Source organism: Micromonospora sp. NPDC049047, from assembly GCF_040649135.1.
In the GTDB taxonomy this organism is placed as follows: domain Bacteria; phylum Actinomycetota; class Actinomycetes; order Mycobacteriales; family Micromonosporaceae; genus Micromonospora.
In genome coordinates, this window is the sequence record NZ_JBEZEY010000023.1 from 76,551 (window position 1) to 93,144 (window position 16,594).

Below are 16,594 nucleotides of genomic sequence, written 5' to 3' on the forward strand. Positions count from 1 at the left end.
CTCGGCTTCCAGGAAGTCGGGCTGTCGACGTGACGAGGACACCCCGACTTCCAGGAACCTGGAGTCGGTCAGCGCGCACCGCGACCGCGACGGACCCGGCCCGGTGCCGGCGGGACGTCAGTTGGCGGCGGCGGGCGGCAGGGCTTCGTCGGCGACGTACGTGCCAAGGGGCATGACCACCGGCTCGGGCCCTGTCGCGTCGACGAACGGGGTGGGCGAGTCGGCGACCGCGAACTGGGTGCGGTACAGCTCGGCGTAGAGCCCGCCGACCGCGACCAGCTCGTCGTGCCGCCCCCGCTCGACGATCCGCCCGCCGTCGAGCACCAGGATCTGGTCGGCGTCGCGGACGGTGGAGAGCCGGTGCGCGATCACCAGGGCGGTACGACCGGCCAGCGCCACCGACAGCGCCCGCTGCACCGCCGCCTCGCTCTCCGAATCCAGGTGGGCGGTCGCCTCGTCGAGGATCACGATCGACGGGGCCTTGAGCAGCAGCCGGGCGATCGCGATGCGCTGCTTCTCGCCGCCGGAGAACCGGTAGCCGCGCTCGCCGACAGTGGTGTCCAGCCCGTCGGGCAGCGACCGGACCAGGTCTGCCACCTGGGCGCCGGCGAGCGCGGCCCAGATCTCGTCGTCGGTGGCGTCCGGCTTGGCGTAGCGCAGGTTCTCGGCGATGGTCTCGTGGAACAGGTGCGAATCCTGGGTGACCACGCCGATCTCGTCGCGCAGGGAGGCGAGCGTCGCGTCCCGCACGTCCACCCCGCCGACCAGCACCTGCCCGTCGGTGACGTCGTAGATCCGGGAGATGAGCATCGACAGCGTCGACTTGCCGGCCCCGGACGGGCCGACGAGGGCGACCATCTGCCCCGGCTCGACGCTGAAGGAGACGCCCTTGAGCACCGGTTCGTTCACCGTCCGGTCGAGGGTGGCGACCTCCTCCAGGGAGGCCAGTGAGATCTCGGCGGCGCTCGGGTAGCGGAATCGCACGTCGCGGAAGTCGACCCGGCCGGTGGCCCTGGGCACCGGCACGGCGTCGGGCTTCTCCACGATGCCCGGCTTCAGGTCGAGCACCTCGAAGACCCGGTCGAAGGAGACGAGCGCGCTCATCACGTCCACCCGCACGTTGGACAGTGCGGTGAGCGGACCGTACAGCCGGGTGAGCAGCAGCGCGAGCTTCACGACGGTGCCGGCACTGACCGCGCCGGCGACCGCCAGCCAACCACCGAGACCGTAGGTGAGCGCCTGGGCCAGTGAGGCGACAAGCAACATCGCCACGAAGAAGGTGCGGGAGTACATGGCCGACTGGATGCCGATGTCGCGGACCCGCTCGGCCCGGTCGGCGAACCGGCGGGCCTCGATCTCGGGCTGACCGAAGAGCTTCACCAGCAGCGCGCCGGCCACTCCGAACCGCTCCGTCATTGTCGCGTTCATCTTGGCGTCGAGGTTGTACGACTCCCGGGTGATCTCGGCCAGTCGCCTGCCGACCCGGCGAGCCGGGATGATGAACACCGGCAGCAGGATCAGCGACAGCACCGTGATCTGCCAGGACAGGATCAGCATCGCACCGGCGGTGAGCACCAGTTGAATGACGTTGCTGACCACCCCGGAGAGGGTGGAGGTGAACGCCCGTTGGGCGCCGAGCACGTCGTTGTTGAGCCGGCTCACCAGGGCGCCGGTCTGGGTGCGGGTGAAGAACTGCAACGGCATCCGCTGCACGTGGTCGTAGACCCGGGTGCGCAGGTCGAGGATGATGCCCTCGCCGATGCGGGCGGAGTACCAGCGCTGGGCGAGGGAGAAGAGCGCGTCGGCGACGGCCAACGCGGCGATGACCAGGGCGAGCTTGACGACTGTGGAGCCGGCCTGCGGCCCCCGGTCGGCGATCGCGTCGATGACCTCACCCGCGAGCAGCGGGGTCGCCACCCCGATCACCGCGGCGATCACCACGGTGGCCAGGAAGATGATGATGTCGCGCCGGTACGGTTGGGCGAAGGCCACGATGCGTCGGGCGACGCCGCGCTTGAGACGATGGCCGGAGACCTCGTCGCTGTTGCGCATCGACCGGAGCATGCTCCACCCGGCCATGCCACCGCCGGACATCGGGTTGGACATCGCTCGCCTCCGGGTCGTCGGTCGGACTGCACCGTCAGGCCAATTCTCCCGACGAGTGTGACAACCTCGGTCGTAACCCGGATCTTCCCGTCCGGTCCTTACCTATTCTCCGCGTCCGGCCAGGGCTCGCACTCGGCGGGTCTGCGACTCCCGCTCGGCGCGCTGCTGATCGGCGTGCGACCGCCCGGCCGCACCCGCCAGCAGCGCCTTGATCTCCACCACCGCGTCCCGGGCGCGGGCGAGCAGCGCGGCGGTCAGGTCCTGGACCGCCCCCTCCAGCTCGGCCGGTGGCACCACCAGGGTGGCCAGCCCGATTCGGTCCGCCTCGGCCGCGTCCAGCCGGCGGCCGGTCGCGCAGATCTCCAGCGCCCGCGAATAACCAACAAGCTCCACCAGGCGCTTCGTGCCGGCGAGGTCGGGCACCAAGCCGATAATCACCTCGGCCATCGACAACTTGGCATCCGTGGCCAGCACTCGCAGATCGCAGGCGAGCGCGAGTTGGAAGCCGGCACCTATCGCGTGCCCCTGCACGGCCGCGATGGAGATGACATCCGGCCGGTGCAGCCAAGTGAAGCCCGCCTGGAATCCCGCGATGTGGTCGGCGCACTCCTGCTCAGGCAGTGTGGCGAGATGCGCGAAGGAGCCAGGGCCGGAAGCGCCAGCCAACGTGAGGTCGACCCCGGAGGAGAAAGCACGCCCCTCGCCCCGGACCACCACCACCCGCACGTCGCCGGGCAGCTCGCGGGAGAAGTCGCTCATCGCCCGCCAGGTCGCGGGCGTCTGAGCATTGAACACGTCGGGCCGGCACAACGTCACCGTGGCGACCGGCCCGTCGCAGCTGAACCGAACCCCGGTTGCCTCGGTGGTCACCGAGCGCCCCGAAGCGTTGCGCCGGCTGACGACGCTGAAAGGCGCGTCATGCCTTCTTGCGGCGCCGGGCACCGCCGCGCTGACGCAGCTGCACCCCTGACTCGGTGAGCACTCGGTGGATGAACCCATAGGAACGGCCGGTCGAGGCCGCCAGGGCGCGGATGCTCTCCCCTGACGTGTACCGCTTTACCAGGTCCTTGGCGAGCGTCTGACGCTCGGCTCCGACGATCCGGCGACCCTTCTCAGTGCTGGTGGCTGTGCCAGTGGCTGCCATGCTGTGTCCTCACGTCCCAGACTGTGCGGTTCGGATACGGTCCCACCTATTAGACCGCCTCGAACGATCATGCGCCAGATATCAACTCTTCGCCAACCGACACGCTATGCAATGTCAGCTTCCCGATAGAGTGATCCTGACATTCGACCCCGGGGTGGTGGGCCAGGCGTACCACCGCCGCCTGGTGGTGGCTGGCGGCGACCCGTAGCCTTCGATGGTGATCGACCTGTTGGGCACCGCGGCCGGAGCGGCGGTGGTCTTCGCCGCCACCGACATCGACGACATCGTCATCCTGACTCTGTTCTTCGTCGCGGCCCGCACCACCGGCCGACCCCGACCCTGGCAGATTGTCGCTGGTCAATACCTCGGCATCGGCGCGCTCGCGTTGGTCAGCGCTGTGGTCGCGGCCGGCCTGCTGGTGGTGCCGGACCCGTGGACGGGGCTGCTCGGGCTGCTGCCGATCGCGCTTGGCGTACGCGCGCTGCGGGGTTCCGACGACGACGAGGCCCCCACTGTCGTCACCGGCCTTTTCGGGGTGGCCGGCGTGACGATCGCCAACGGCGCCGACAACGTGGCCGTCTACGTACCCGTCTTCCGGGCCCTCGGCGTGGCCGACAGCGCCGTCTTCCTGCTGATGTTCGTGCTGCTCATCGCCCTGTGGTGCGCCGCCGCCGCCTGGCTGGGCGGGCACCCCCGCGTGGTCCGGCTGGTCGAGCGCGCGGGCCACTGGCTGGTCCCGGCGATCTTCGTCGGCGTCGGGGTGGTGATCCTGGTCAGCTCCGGTGTGCTGGGCCGGGTGGCCGACCTGCTCGGCTGAGGAACCGCCGGACGGGCGGCCCCGGTCAGGCCAGCTCGACCAGCTCGAGCAGGTCGTCGCTCCAGGCGTCCTCGTCGCCGTCGGGCAGCAGGATCGCGCGGTCCGGCTTGAGCGCCAGCACCGCCCCCGGGTCGTGGGTGACCAGGACGATCGCGCCCGGGTAGTTGGCGATGGCGTCGAGCACCTGCTCCCGGCTGACCGGGTCGAGGTTGTTCGTCGGCTCGTCGAGCAGCAGCACGTTGGCTCCGGAACAGACCAGGGTGGACAGCGCCAGCCGGGTCTTCTCGCCACCGGAGAGCACCCCGGCCGGCTTGTTCACGTCGTCACCGGAGAAGAGGAACGCGCCGAGGATCTTGCGCAGGTCGGTGTCGGACTGCTCGACGGCGGCGGCGCGCATGTTTTCCAGCACGGTGCGCTCCACGTCAAGCGTCTCGTGCTCCTGGGCGTAGTAGCCCAGCCGCAGGCCGTGGCCCGCGTGCACCTCGCCGGTGTCCGGGGTGAGCAGCCCGCCGAGCATCCGCAGCAGAGTCGTCTTGCCGGCGCCGTTGAGACCCAGGATGGCCACCCGGGAACCCCTGTCGACAGCGACGTTGACGTCGGTGAAGATCTCCAGCGAGCCGTACGACTTGGACAGGCCGGTAGCGGTGAGCGGGGTCTTGCCGCACGGCGCGGGGTTGGGGAAGCGCACCTTGGCCACCCGGTCGGAAACCCGCACCTCCTCCAGCCCCGAGATCAGCTTCTCGGCGCGGCGGGCCATGTTCTGCGCGGCGACGGTCTTGGTGGCCTTGGCCCGCATCTTGTCGGCCTGCGCCATCAACGCGCCGGCCTTCTTCTCCGCGTTGGCCCGCTCCCGACGGCGGCGCCGCTCGTCGGTCTCCCGCGCCTCCAGGTACGCCTTCCAGCCCAGGTTGTACACGTCGACCACGGAGCGGGTGGCGTCGAGGAACCAGACCTTGTTGACCACCGACTCCAGCAGCGCGCCGTCGTGGGAGATCACGATCAGGCCGCCCTTGTGGTTGGCGAGGAACCCGCGCAACCAGGTAATCGAGTCGGCGTCGAGGTGGTTGGTGGGCTCGTCGAGCAGCAGGATGCCGCCGCCGTTCTCACCGGCGTCGCGGAACAGGATCCGGGCCAGCTCGATGCGCCGGCGCTGACCACCGGAGAGGGTGCCGATGGTCTGGGCGAGCGCCCGGTCGGGCAGGCCGAGGTTGGCGCAGATGCGGGCTGCCTCGGCTTCGGCCGCGTATCCACCCAGGGCGGCGAACTGGTCCTCCAGCGCGCCGTAGCGGCGGACCAGCTTGTCGCTGGCGTCCTCGGCGAGTTGGGCCTCGATCTCCTGCATCTGGGACATCAGCACGTCCAGGCCGCGTGCCGACAGCACCCGGTCGCGGCCGGTCACCTCGAGGTCGCCGGTGCGCGGGTCCTGCGGGAGGTAGCCGATGGCACTGCGCGTGTCGATCTGGCCGGCGTACGGCTGCCCCTCACCGGCGAGGACCTTCAGCGTGGTGGTCTTGCCGGCACCGTTGCGACCGACCAGGCCGATCCGGTCACCCGGCTGTACGCGCAGGGTGGTGTCGGACAGCAGGATCCGGGAACCGGCACGCAGTTCCAGGCCGGTGGCTGTGATCATGTTTTCGGGCTCGCTCTCGGGGTCTGGAAGGCTGACTCGGGGCACGCGAAACGGCCGGCGGGCTCATGGGCCCGACGGCGCGGGGCGGTTCAGCCTTCGCAGCGCAGCACCCGACAAGTGTACCGGGCGCTGTCGGACGGCCCGCCCGGATTACCGATCAAGATCATCGGGTATCGGAACCGCTGTCCGGACCCCGTCCGGCACTTCACGGACACAACGACATCCATACGACATTCACGGCATACGGCGATCGGGGTCAGCATGGAACTCAACGAGCGGGCCGAACTCGACACCTCACAGGCCAACGACCTGGGCCGGGGCGGCGGGTCGGGCGGCGGCGGCTTCGGCATCCCCATCCCCGGAGGCGGTGGCCGGGGCGGCATCATCGGCATCGTGGTGGCCGTGCTCGTCGCCCTGCTCGGCGGCGGGTTCGGCCTCAACGCCATGACCAACGGCGACGACGGAGGCCAGGCCGGGGGCGGCGACCTGGATCAGGTGTGCGGCACCGCCAACCCCGACCGTCTCGACGACGCGCGCTGCCGCAACCTGCTCTACGTCAACAGCATCCAGGCCTACTGGCAGAAGGCGTACCCGGAGGTGGGCAACGGCGAGTACGAGCCCACCATCACCAACTTCTTTCAGGCCGCGGTGAACACCGGCTGCGGGCAGGCCGACTCGGGGGTCGGCCCGTTCTACTGCCCCGCCGACCGGAAGGTGTACATCGACCTGAGCTTCTACGACGAGCTGGCCACCCGGTTCGGCGCCAAGGGTGAGTTCGCCCAGCCGTACGTCCTCGCCCACGAGTACGGCCACCACGTCCAGAACCTGCTCGGCACCAACGCCAAGGCCGGCCAGGGCGACCAGAGTGGCCCCCGCTCCGCCTCGGTGCGGCTGGAGTTGCAGGCCGACTGCTATGCCGGCGCCTGGGCCAAGCACGCCACCGAGAGCAAGGACAAGACCGGTCAGCAGCCGTTGTTCAAGTCGATCACCGAGGCCGACATCAGCCAGGCCGTCGACACCGCCGAGGCGATCGGTGACGACAGCATCCAGGAGCGCTCCGGTGGACGGGTCAACCCGGACCAGTTCACCCACGGCACGTCCGAGCAGCGCAAGCGCTGGTTCACCCAGGGCTACGACGGCGGTGACCCGAAGAACTGCGACACCTTCGGCACCGACCAGCTCTGATCTGAGCTGACCCGCCCCGCCAGCGCCGACCATGCTGGCGGGGCGGTTGTCGCGCTAGTCGAGCCGGGAGACCTGGGTGGCTGTCGTCGCTCAGCCGACCGGTGCCGGATCGCGCAGCCGGATGTGCACCGCACGGGCCGCCACAGCCGCCGCGACAAGCACGGCGTGCCGAGGCTCCGGCACGTCGAGCAGCCGCTCCGCGCGCAGCGGCACGAGCGGAGCCAACCGGCGGTCGGCCAGCACCGTGTCCACCGCCCGCCGATCCCCACCGCAGACCACCGCCGCCAACGTCGCCACCGCCGGCAGGAGCAGGCGTACGGCCAGGTCGGCCGCATCACCGAGCGCCGCCCTGGCCTGGTTGTCGCGCCGCCGGGCGAACCGCTGCTGTGACCACCCGCCCGCGGCGGTGCGCCCCTGCACGTAGCGGCTGTCCACCTTGGAGACGACCAGGTCGCCTCCCTCGGCGACGCCGACGGCCACCGCGCCCTTGCGGGCCAGCAGCAGACCGATCCGGCGGGGCGCTACGGCGGCGGCCACGAACCCGGCGACGTCGTCGCTGGCCGGCGCCCCGGGTGGGGCGTACAACTCGGCGGTTGCCCCGTCGTCGGCGGTGAGCAGCAGCCCGTACTCCCGCGGGGTGGCGGTGTGCGGGCCGTGCCGGTCGGCGAAGCCCTCGACCCAGCGGCCGACGCGGGCCGGATCGACCTCCACCCACCGGCCGCCCCCGGCTGCGGGTCGACTGGTCACCGCCCGACCGTACGGCACGCCCGGGTGGGCGGGGCGCTCAGCCCGGCAGCAACGCGACCACCGCCAGCGCGGCGATCAGCGCGCTGGACACCAGGCCGGTGACCAGCCGCCCGCGCGGACTGCTCAGCGCCCGACCGACCACGGTGCCGCCGCCGGCGATGAGCAGCTGCCAACTCGCCGACGCCAGGAACACCCCCGCCACGAAGAGCACCGCCGCGCCCGGGCCCGCGCTGGCGGTGTCCCGACGGCCCAGCACCAGCGCGGTGAAGTAGAGCACCGTCGCCGGATTGAGCAGGGTCAGCCCGAGCAACGCCGCGTAGGCCCGCCCCGGAGTGCTCAGCCCTCCGCCGACGGGTGCCGTCGGCGTGCGCCGCGACCGGTGCGCCGACCAGGTCCGGAACAGGCCGTGCCCGGCCAGGCCCAGCAGGACGACAGCCGCGACCACCCGCAGCGGCCCGGCGACCGGCGCGACGACCCCGGCCAGGCTGGCGCCACCGAGCGCGGCGACCGCCGCGTAGAGCCCGTCGGCAGTCGCCACCGCGAGCGCCGCGGCAGCACCGACCCGGAACGACGTACGAGCGCTCAGCCCCAGGATCAGGATCGCTATCGCGCCGACCGGGATGGCGACGCCGTACCCGGCCACCAGACCGGCGAGCAGCGCCTCGGTCACGGGAGTCGGTGGCGGGTCGAGGCTCGCCCCCGGACCGGCCGCTGTCGACGCACGGCAGTCGCCGCACGGACCGGGACCTGCATCGGGTACGCCTCAATCACCCAGGCATCCTGCGCGCCGACGCACCACCCCCGCCACCGCTTTTCCGCCCACGCGACCGGAACGGTCCCCTTCCGCAGTGGGAAGCCCGATCCGGTACGCATCGAGCGCGGCACCCCGGACGGGGTACCGCGCTCGACGACTGGCGAACGGGGTCGGTCAGACGTTGAAGCCGAGGGATCGGAGCTGGTCCCGACCCTCATCGGTGATCTTGTCCGGGCCCCACGGCGGGAGCCACACCCAGTTGATCCGGATGTCGTTGACAAGGCCGCCGCCGGGGCCGGTGGTGAGCGCCTGCCGGGTCTGGTCCTCGATCACGTCGGTCAGCGGGCAGGCTGCCGAGGTGAGCGTCATGTCGAGGGTGGCGACGTTCTCGTCGTCGACGTGCACGCCGTACACCAGACCCAGGTCGACCACGTTGATGCCCAACTCCGGGTCGACGACGTCCTTCATCGCCTCCTCGATGTCGGCGATCATGGCCTTGCTGACGCCACCCTCGGGGGCGGCGGCACCGGTGCCGTCGGTCGTCGCGGCGTCGGTCTGCGGCTCCACAGTGGTGTCACCGGCCTCCGGCGTCGCCTCGGTAGCGGTGTTCTCGCTCATGCCGTCCCTCCGCATCGCTTCGTGATGCCACAAGGCACCACAGTGTCATTCGCTCGCTGCCGCACTGTCACGCCTTCACCTCCGGGCTCGCGCCCACACCGGCGCGGGCCGCGGCGTCCTTGAACGCCATCCACGGCAGCAGCGCGCACTTCACCCGGGCGGGGTAGCGGGCCACACCCGCGAACGCCACCCCGTCACCGAGCACGTCCTCGTCCGGCGTGACCTGACCACGCCCGGACATCAACTCCACGAACGCCCCGTGTACCTCGAATGCTTCCCCGGCGCCCCTGCCGCGCAGCAACTCGTGCAGCACGCTCGCCGAGGCCTGGCTGATCGAACAGCCCATGCCGTCGTACGAGATGTCGTGCAGCACGGCGCCGTCGGTGGCCACCCGGACGGTGACCTCGTCGCCGCAGGTCGGGTTGACGTGGTGCGCCTCCGCGACCTGGTCACCCGGGACGTCGGCGTCGCGCAGGCCACGCCCGTGCGGGTGCTTGTAGTGGTCCAGGATGATCTCCTGGTAGAGCTGGTCGAGCTGCACCATCAGTCGAACACCTTCCGCACCTGCTCCAGACCGGCCACCAGAGCGTCGATCTCCTCGGTGGTGGTGTAGAGGTAGAACGAGGCCCGGGTCATCGCCGGGACACCGAACCGGCCGCACACCGGCTTGGCACAGTGGTGACCCACCCGCACCTGCACGCCGAGCGAGTCGAGCACCTGACCCACGTCGTGCGGGTGCACGTCGCCCAGCGCGAACGAGATGGTGCCGCCCCGGCCGACCGGCACTGTCGGACCGAAGATCCGCAGGTCCGGCACCGCGCCGAGAGCGTCGAGCGCGTACGCCGTCAGCTCCTTCTCGTGCCACTGGATGGCCCGCATCCCGATGCCGGTGAGGTAGTCCACCGCGGCACCGAGCGCGACCGCCTCGGCGATCGGCGGGGTGCCCGCCTCGAACCGGGTCGGCGGCGCGGCGAACGTCGAGCGTGCCATGGTGACCGTCTCGATCATCGAGCCGCCGCCCATCACCGGCGGCATCGCCGCCAGCAGCTCACCGCGACCCCAGAGCACACCGATGCCGGTCGGACCGCACATCTTGTGGCCGGTGAAGACGATGTAGTCGGCGTCCAGGTCGACAACGTCCATCGGCAGGTGCGGCACGGACTGCGAGCAGTCCAGCAGCAGCAGCGCGCCCACCTCACGGACCCGTGCGGTGATCCGGGAGGTGGCATTGACGGTGCCGAGGATGTTCGACATGTGCACCAACGAGACGATCTTCGTCCGTTCGGTGACCAGGTCGTCCAGGCCCGACTCGTCGAGGCGGCCCTGGTCGGTCACGGGGAACCAGCGCAGGGTCGCGCCGGTCCGTTCGCAGAGCAGCTGCCACGGGACGATGTTCGAGTGGTGCTCCATCTCGGAGATCACCACCTCGTCGCCCGGCCCCAGCCGGAACCGGTCGTCCGTCTCGCGGGACGGAGCAGCCAGCGGAGAGGCGTCCGGGCGCAGCGAGGCGTTCGAGAAGGCGTACGCCACGATGTTGATCGCCTCGGTGGAGTTCTTGGTGAACACCACCTCGTCGGTGCTCGGCGCGTTGATGAACGCGGCGACCTTGGCCCGCGCCCCCTCGTACGCCTCGGTGGCCTCGCTGCCGAGCGTGTGCACCGAACGTGACACGTTCGCGTTGTGCCGCGCGTAGTGCTCGTCGAGCACGTCGAGCACCTGGCGGGGCTTGTGCGAGGTGTTGGCGCTGTCGAGGTAGACCAGCGGGTGTCCGTTGATCTCCCGGCTCAGGATCGGGAAGTCGGCGCGCACCCGGGCCACGTCGAAACGTGGCACGTCGTCGTACTGCGGCATCCCCTCGGGGATCGCGATGCTGGTCATCTCGGCAGCGCCTCTCCCACTCAGGCCTTGGCCGTGCCGGCCCCGGCGGCGTACCGCTCGTAGCCCTCGGCCTCGAGCTTGTCGGCCAGCTCCGGGCCGCCCTGCTCGACGATCCGGCCGGCCACGAAGACGTGCACGAAGTCCGGCTTGATGTAGCGCAGGATCCGGGTGTAGTGGGTGATCAGCAGCACGCCGGTGTCGCCGGTGTCGCGGACCCGGTTGACGCCCTCGCTGACCACGCGCAGCGCGTCCACGTCGAGGCCGGAGTCGGTCTCGTCGAGGATGGCGATCTTCGGCTTGAGCAGCTCGAGCTGGACGATCTCGTGCCGCTTCTTCTCACCGCCGGAGAAGCCCTCGTTGACGTTGCGCTGGGCGAACGCCGGGTCCATCTGCAGGCGCTCCATCGCGCCGCGCAGCTCGCCACCCCAGGTGCGCAGCTTGGGCGCCTCGCCGTCGATGGCGGTCTTGGCGGTGCGCAGGAAGTTGGCCACCGAGACGCCGGGCACCTCGACCGGGTACTGCATGGCCAGGAAGAGGCCGGCGCGGGCGCGCTCGTCGACGGTCATGGCGAGCACGTCCTCGCCGTCGAGGGTCACCGTGCCGCCGGTGATCTCGTACTTGGGGTGACCGGCGATCGAGTACGCGAGGGTGGACTTGCCGGAACCGTTCGGGCCCATGATCGCGTGCGTCTCACCGGACCTCACGGTCAGGTCGACGCCGGCCAGGATCGGCTTGAGCTCACCCTCGGGCAGCTTGACCGACACCTTCAGGTCGCGGATCTCCAGGGTGCTCATTATCGGGTCACTCCATTACTCGGCGTCAGGCTGACGTAGATGTCGCCGTCGCGGACTTCGACGGGGTAGACGGGGACGGGTTCGGTGGCCGGCAGGCCGGAGGGCTGCCCGGTGCGCAGGTCGAAACGCGAGCCGTGCAGCCAGCACTCCAGCGTGCAGCCGTCGACCTCCCCCTCGGACAGGGCGACCGCGGCGTGCGAGCACTCGTCGTAGGCGGCGTAGAACTCGCCGTCCTCACCGTGCACGAGCGCGATCGGGGTGCCGTCGACGTCCGCGCTGATCGCGGTGCCCTTCGGCACATCCTCCGCGGAACAGATCCGGATCATCAGGCGCCGGCCTTGGTGAGCCGTGCCTCGATCGCGTCGCCGAGGCGCTCGCGCAGCTCCTCGACGGGGATCTTGTTGATCAGCTCGGCGAAGAAGCCACGGACCACCAGGCGGCGGGCCTCGCTCTCCGGGATGCCCCGGGCCATCAGGTAGAACAGCTGCTCGTCGTCGAAGCGGCCGGTCGCGCTGGCGTGACCGGCGCCGGCGATCTCGCCGGTCTCGATCTCCAGATTGGGTACGGAGTCCGCCCGCGCGCCGTCGGTGAGCAGCAGGTTCCGGTTGATCTCGTACGTGTCGGTGCCTGTCGCCTCGGCCTGGATCAGCACGTCACCCACCCAGACGGTGTGCGCGTCCTCGCCCTGCAGGGCGCCCCGGTAGCCAACGTAGCTGCGGCAGTCCGGCACGTTGTGGTCGACCAGTTGCCGGTGCTCCAGGTGCTGGCCGGAGTCGGCGAAGTAGACGCCGTACAGCTCGGCCTCGCCGCCCCGACCTGTGTACTCCACGCTTGTGAACTGCCGGACCAGGTCGCCGCCGAGGGTGACCTGGATGTGGATGACCTTGGCGTCCCGACCCAGCTTGACCTTGAGGTGCTGGGCCTGCACCGCGTCGTCGGCCCAGTCGGCGACGGTGACCAGGGTCAGCTTCGCCCCGTCGGCCACCGAGACCTCGACGTTGTCGGCCAGGGTGCCACTGTCCACGTACTGCAGCACGAGGACCGACTCGGAGAGCACGCCCACGTCGACGAAGGTGTGCGTGAAGGCCACCACGTCCGACGGACCGCCGTGCACGGTGACGATCACCGGCTCGGTGACGACGGCCTCCCGGGCCACCTCGATCAGCGTGCCGATTTCCGACTCACCGTAGGCACGCGCGCTGACCCGGTCCACCGGGGTCAGCACGCTGCCCCGCCGCGGGTCGTCCTTCGCCAGCGGGCCGACGGTGACGCCAGCGGGCAGCTTCCCGTACTCCAGCGCCGGCCAGTGCGCCGACTCGTCTGAGACGGCACCGTCGAGCAGGCCGCGCAGACGCTTGAGCGGGGTGAAACGCCACTCCTCCTCCAGGCCGGTGAGGGCCGGGAAGTCGGCGACGTCGTACGAGCGCAGCGCCTGCGACTTGGTGCTGGGCGGCGGCGCGGAAGCCTGGGTAGTCATGTCTTCCTTGGTCTGTCATGAATCGGTGGGTCAAGGCGGGCCGGGCCGGACCCGGCGTACCGGGTCCGGGCCCGCCCGTGGCCGGGCGGAGGCGGCGTCAGCCGACTGCGCCCTCCATCTGCAGCTCGATCAGGCGGTTGAGCTCCAGGGCGTACTCCATCGGGAGTTCCTTGGCGATCGGCTCGATGAAGCCGCGCACGATCATGGCCATCGCCTCGTCCTCGCTCAGGCCCCGGCTCATCAGGTAGAAGAGCTGGTCGTCGCTGATCTTGGAGACGGTCGCCTCGTGCCCCATCGACACGTCGTCCTCGCGGATGTCGACGTACGGGTACGTGTCGGAGCGGGAGATCGTGTCGACAAGCAGCGCGTCGCACTTGACGGTGCTGCGGCTGTGGTGCGAGCCCTCAAGCACCTGGACCAGGCCACGGTACGAGGTGCGGCCACCGCCCCGGGCGATCGACTTGGAGATGATGGACGAGGAGGTGTGCGGCGCGGCGTGCACCATCTTGGCGCCGGCGTCCTGGTGCTGGCCCTCGCCGGCCATCGCCACCGAGAGCACCTCACCCTTGGCGTGCTCGCCGGTCATGTAGACCGCCGGGTACTTCATCGTCACCTTGGAGCCGATGTTGCCGTCGACCCACTCCATTGTCGCGCCCTCGTGGCAGACGGCGCGCTTGGTGACCAGGTTGTAGACGTTGTTCGACCAGTTCTGGATGGTCGTGTAACGGCAGCGCGCGTTCTTCTTGACGATGATCTCCACGACCGCGCTGTGCAGCGAGTCGGAGGAGTAGAGCGGCGCGGTGCAGCCCTCGACGTAGTGCACGTACGCACCCTCGTCGACGATGATCAGCGTCCGCTCGAACTGGCCCATGTTCTCCGTGTTGATCCGGAAGTAGGCCTGCAGCGGGATCTCCACGTGCACACCCTTCGGCACGTAGATGAACGAGCCACCGGACCACACGGAGGTGTTGAGCGCGGCGAACTTGTTGTCGCCGACCGGGATCACCGTGCCGAAGTACTCCTTGAAGACGTCCTCGTGCTCGCGCAGCGCGGTGTCGGTGTCCAGGAAGAGGACGCCCTGCTCCTCGAGGTCCTCACGGATCTTGTGGTAGACGACCTCGGACTCGTACTGCGCCGCGACACCGGCGACAAGTCGCTGCTTCTCCGCCTCCGGGATGCCCAGCCGGTCGTAGGTGTTCTTGATGTCCTCGGGCAGGTCCTCCCAGCTGGTGGCCTGCTTCTCGGTGGACCGCACGAAGTACTTGATGTTGTCGAAGTCGATCCCGGTGAGGTCCGCACCCCAGGCCGGCATCGGCTTGCGGCCGAACAGCCGCAGGCCCTTCAGCCGCAGGTCGAGCATCCAGGCCGGCTCGTTCTTCTTGGCCGAGATGTCCCGCACCACCGCCTCGTTGATGCCGCGCTGGGCGACCGCCCCGGCGGCGTCCGGGTCGGACCAGCCGTACTCGTAGCGACCCAGGGCGGCGAGCTGCTCTTCCTGGGTCAGGGGCTGGACGATCTGCTCGGTCATCTATCTGTCCTCACAGTGGTGACGGGATTACCGGATGGAACGCGGCCCGGCTGGGTCGGGATGTGCGTGGTGCACACCCCGTCGCCGTGCGCGATGGTGGCCAGGCGCTGCACGTGGGTGCCGACCAAACGGGAGATCACCGCGGTCTCGGCCTCGCACAGCTGGGGAAACTCGGCGGCCACGTGCGCCACCGGGCAGTGGTGCTGGCAGAGCTGGCCGCCGGAGGCGATAGTGGTCGCGTTGGCAGCGTAACCCTCGGCGGTGAGCGCTCCGGCGAGTGCCTCAGCCCGCGCGAGCGGGTCGTCGCCGGCGTCCTCCATGGCGGCCCGGCAGCGTGATTCCAGGGCGGACACCTGCTCGGCCGCGAACGCCTCGACCGCGTCCGGACCACCGCTGCGGGCGATCCAGCGCAGCGCGGCGGTGGCCATGTTGTCGTAGTGATGGGTGCCACAGCGAACCCGGCCGGCCTCGGTCAGCATGAACACCTTGGCCGGACGCCCCCGCCCGCGGCTGCCCCGAATGACCTGCTCGCGGGAGTACACATCGCCGTCGGCGAGCATCGCGTCGAGGTGCCGGCGGATCGCCGCCGGGCTGAGCCCGAGAGCCACCCCGAGCTGCGCGGCGGTGGTGGCCCCCCGCTCCAGCAGCAGTTGGGTGACCCGGTCGCGGGTGGAGATCTCCGCCGCCGTGGCCCCGGCGGTCGGCGTGGGCGTGGTCGGGGCCGGGACGGACGCGGACGCGCCGACAGCCGGAACAGCCATCGGCTGGTACCCGGGGAGTGCCGCCGCGTTTTTCACAACGCCAACGTTACGTAATTACCCGGAGGGTGGCAAACCCGGGCCCCGGTGATCCGAACCACCGAGCCGGCGGAGTCGGACGAACCTCGATCACTACAGTGCGTAGGATTTGCGCCGTGAACCGAATCGTCCGTCCGGTCCCCGACCTCCTGCTGCGCCGCCTCGCGCTCGCCTCGATCATCGCGAACCTGGGCATCGTCGTCACCGGCGGGGCCGTCCGGTTGACCGCCTCGGGCCTCGGCTGCCCCACCTGGCCCCGGTGCACTGACGACTCGTACGTCACCACCCCGGAGATGGGCGTGTACGGGGTGATCGAGTTCAGCAACCGGATGCTGAGCTTCGCGGTGGGCCTGATCGCGCTGGCCACCCTGCTGGCCGTCCTGACGCAACGGCCCCGCCGAGCCGGGCTGCTGCCCCTCGCGGTCGCCGTGTTCCTGGGCATTCCCGCCCAGGCGGTGCTCGGTGGCATCACCGTGCTCACCAACCTCAACCCGTGGGTGGTCGGCCTGCACTTCCTCGCCTCGATGGCGGTGATCGCCGCCGCGTACGCCCTTTGGCGGCGCATCGGCGACCCGGACGGCCCGACCGTGTCAGTGGTGCCCACGCCGCTCCGCGCGCTGGCCCGGGTCACCACCGCCGCAGCGGTCGCGGTGCTCGTCATCGGCACCTGGGTCACCGGCAGCGGGCCGCACGCCGGCGACCACGGCGCCGCCCGCAACGGGCTCGACAGCGAGTCGATCTCCCAGGTGCACGCGGACGCGGTCTTCCTGCTGATCGGCCTCTCGGTGGCGCTGATCTTCGCGTTCCGCGCCGTCGGCGCGCGGCGGGCCACCCGCGCCGCGATCATCCTGGTCGCCGTGGAGCTGGGCCAGGGCCTGATCGGCTTCGTGCAGTACTTCACCCACCTGCCAGCGCTCCTGGTCGGCGCGCACATGCTCGGCTCGTGCCTGGTGCTGCTGGCCGCCCTGTCGGTGCAGTGGTCCACCCGCGAGCGCCGCCCGGTGACCCCGGCAACCGAGACCACCCCGGCCGACGAAGGCACCCCGGTCCCGACCCCCGTCTGACAACCCCGCGCCCCGCGCGAAGATCGTGCTCGAACCAGGAAGTAGTGGCCTCACG

17 protein-coding genes are annotated in these 16,594 nt (G+C 70.5%); 3 read left to right on the forward strand and 14 right to left on the reverse strand.

Features of this window, described 5'->3' with window-relative positions; genetic code table 11:
• Nucleotides 1–117: 117 nt before the first annotated feature.
• From AB0B86_RS27645 to AB0B86_RS27655, 3 genes are all read right to left on the reverse strand, one after another.
• The gene (locus AB0B86_RS27645) at nucleotides 118–2,094 is read right to left on the reverse strand and encodes an ABC transporter ATP-binding protein (RefSeq protein ID WP_357409001.1); all 1,977 of its coding nucleotides are present in this window, start codon (nucleotides 2,092–2,094) and stop codon (nucleotides 118–120) included.
• A gap of 114 nt (nucleotides 2,095–2,208) precedes the next feature.
• Nucleotides 2,209–2,976: an enoyl-CoA hydratase/isomerase family protein gene (locus AB0B86_RS27650; protein WP_357408941.1), complete on the reverse strand. Its 768-nt coding sequence runs from the start codon at nucleotides 2,974–2,976 to the stop codon at nucleotides 2,209–2,211.
• A 46-nt stretch (nucleotides 2,977–3,022) separates the two neighbouring features.
• Entirely contained in the window at nucleotides 3,023–3,250 is a 228-nt protein-coding gene (locus AB0B86_RS27655; RefSeq protein ID WP_007462679.1) for a helix-turn-helix domain-containing protein, read from the reverse strand.
• A 214-nt stretch (nucleotides 3,251–3,464) separates the two neighbouring features.
• On the opposite strand from AB0B86_RS27655, the gene AB0B86_RS27660 reads away from it, so the two are divergent.
• Complete coding sequence (locus tag AB0B86_RS27660) at nucleotides 3,465–4,067, forward strand: cadmium resistance transporter (protein ID WP_357420109.1); 603 nt, start codon at nucleotides 3,465–3,467, stop codon at nucleotides 4,065–4,067.
• Nucleotides 4,068–4,092: 25 nt separating this feature from the next.
• Here AB0B86_RS27660 and AB0B86_RS27665 read toward each other — a convergent pair whose 3' ends face one another.
• Nucleotides 4,093–5,697, reverse strand: coding sequence for an ABC-F family ATP-binding cassette domain-containing protein (locus AB0B86_RS27665; RefSeq protein ID WP_357408944.1), 1,605 nt, complete (start codon nucleotides 5,695–5,697; stop codon nucleotides 4,093–4,095).
• Nucleotides 5,698–5,958: 261 nt separating this feature from the next.
• Between AB0B86_RS27665 and AB0B86_RS27670 the strand changes: the two genes are divergently transcribed.
• On the forward strand, nucleotides 5,959–6,882 hold the full coding sequence (locus AB0B86_RS27670; protein WP_357408946.1) for a neutral zinc metallopeptidase: 924 nt from the start codon (nucleotides 5,959–5,961) through the stop codon (nucleotides 6,880–6,882).
• A gap of 90 nt (nucleotides 6,883–6,972) precedes the next feature.
• On the opposite strand, the gene AB0B86_RS27675 is transcribed toward AB0B86_RS27670, so the two are convergent.
• From AB0B86_RS27675 to AB0B86_RS27720, 10 genes are all read right to left on the reverse strand, one after another.
• A complete protein-coding gene (locus tag AB0B86_RS27675) occupies nucleotides 6,973–7,629 on the reverse strand; it encodes an acVLRF1 family peptidyl-tRNA hydrolase (RefSeq protein ID WP_357408948.1) in 657 nt (218 codons plus the stop codon).
• A gap of 37 nt (nucleotides 7,630–7,666) precedes the next feature.
• Nucleotides 7,667–8,299, reverse strand: coding sequence for a LysE family transporter (locus AB0B86_RS27680; protein ID WP_357408950.1), 633 nt, complete (start codon nucleotides 8,297–8,299; stop codon nucleotides 7,667–7,669).
• A gap of 258 nt (nucleotides 8,300–8,557) precedes the next feature.
• Nucleotides 8,558–9,001 carry a metal-sulfur cluster assembly factor gene (locus tag AB0B86_RS27685; protein ID WP_357408952.1) on the reverse strand — a complete coding sequence of 148 codons (444 nt, stop codon included), beginning with the start codon at nucleotides 8,999–9,001 and terminating at the stop codon, nucleotides 8,558–8,560.
• A 67-nt stretch (nucleotides 9,002–9,068) separates the two neighbouring features.
• Nucleotides 9,069–9,542, reverse strand: a complete 474-nt coding sequence (gene sufU / locus AB0B86_RS27690) for a Fe-S cluster assembly sulfur transfer protein SufU (RefSeq protein ID WP_357409003.1) — start codon at nucleotides 9,540–9,542, stop codon at nucleotides 9,069–9,071.
• 2 nt (nucleotides 9,543–9,544) lie between these two features.
• Nucleotides 9,545–10,879, reverse strand: a complete 1,335-nt coding sequence (locus AB0B86_RS27695) for a cysteine desulfurase (protein ID WP_357408954.1) — start codon at nucleotides 10,877–10,879, stop codon at nucleotides 9,545–9,547.
• Nucleotides 10,880–10,899: 20 nt separating this feature from the next.
• The gene (sufC, locus tag AB0B86_RS27700) at nucleotides 10,900–11,673 is read right to left on the reverse strand and encodes a Fe-S cluster assembly ATPase SufC (RefSeq protein WP_278140651.1); all 774 of its coding nucleotides are present in this window, start codon (nucleotides 11,671–11,673) and stop codon (nucleotides 10,900–10,902) included.
• Entirely contained in the window at nucleotides 11,673–11,999 is a 327-nt protein-coding gene (locus AB0B86_RS27705; protein WP_357408957.1) for a non-heme iron oxygenase ferredoxin subunit, read from the reverse strand. The genes sufC and AB0B86_RS27705 overlap by 1 nt, the downstream gene beginning before the upstream one ends.
• Nucleotides 11,999–13,150: a Fe-S cluster assembly protein SufD gene (sufD, locus tag AB0B86_RS27710; RefSeq protein ID WP_357408959.1), complete on the reverse strand. Its 1,152-nt coding sequence runs from the start codon at nucleotides 13,148–13,150 to the stop codon at nucleotides 11,999–12,001. The genes AB0B86_RS27705 and sufD overlap by 1 nt, the downstream gene beginning before the upstream one ends.
• Nucleotides 13,151–13,247: 97 nt before the next feature.
• Nucleotides 13,248–14,678 carry a Fe-S cluster assembly protein SufB gene (sufB, locus tag AB0B86_RS27715; RefSeq protein ID WP_234588434.1) on the reverse strand — a complete coding sequence of 477 codons (1,431 nt, stop codon included), beginning with the start codon at nucleotides 14,676–14,678 and terminating at the stop codon, nucleotides 13,248–13,250.
• Entirely contained in the window at nucleotides 14,675–15,439 is a 765-nt protein-coding gene (locus AB0B86_RS27720; protein ID WP_357420110.1) for a transcriptional regulator, read from the reverse strand. Before AB0B86_RS27720 ends, sufB begins: the two co-directional genes overlap by 4 nt.
• Before the next feature lie 152 nt (nucleotides 15,440–15,591).
• On the opposite strand from AB0B86_RS27720, the gene AB0B86_RS27725 reads away from it, so the two are divergent.
• The gene (locus AB0B86_RS27725) at nucleotides 15,592–16,539 is read left to right on the forward strand and encodes a COX15/CtaA family protein (protein WP_357420111.1); all 948 of its coding nucleotides are present in this window, start codon (nucleotides 15,592–15,594) and stop codon (nucleotides 16,537–16,539) included.
• The last annotated feature ends 55 nt before the right edge of the window (nucleotides 16,540–16,594 follow it).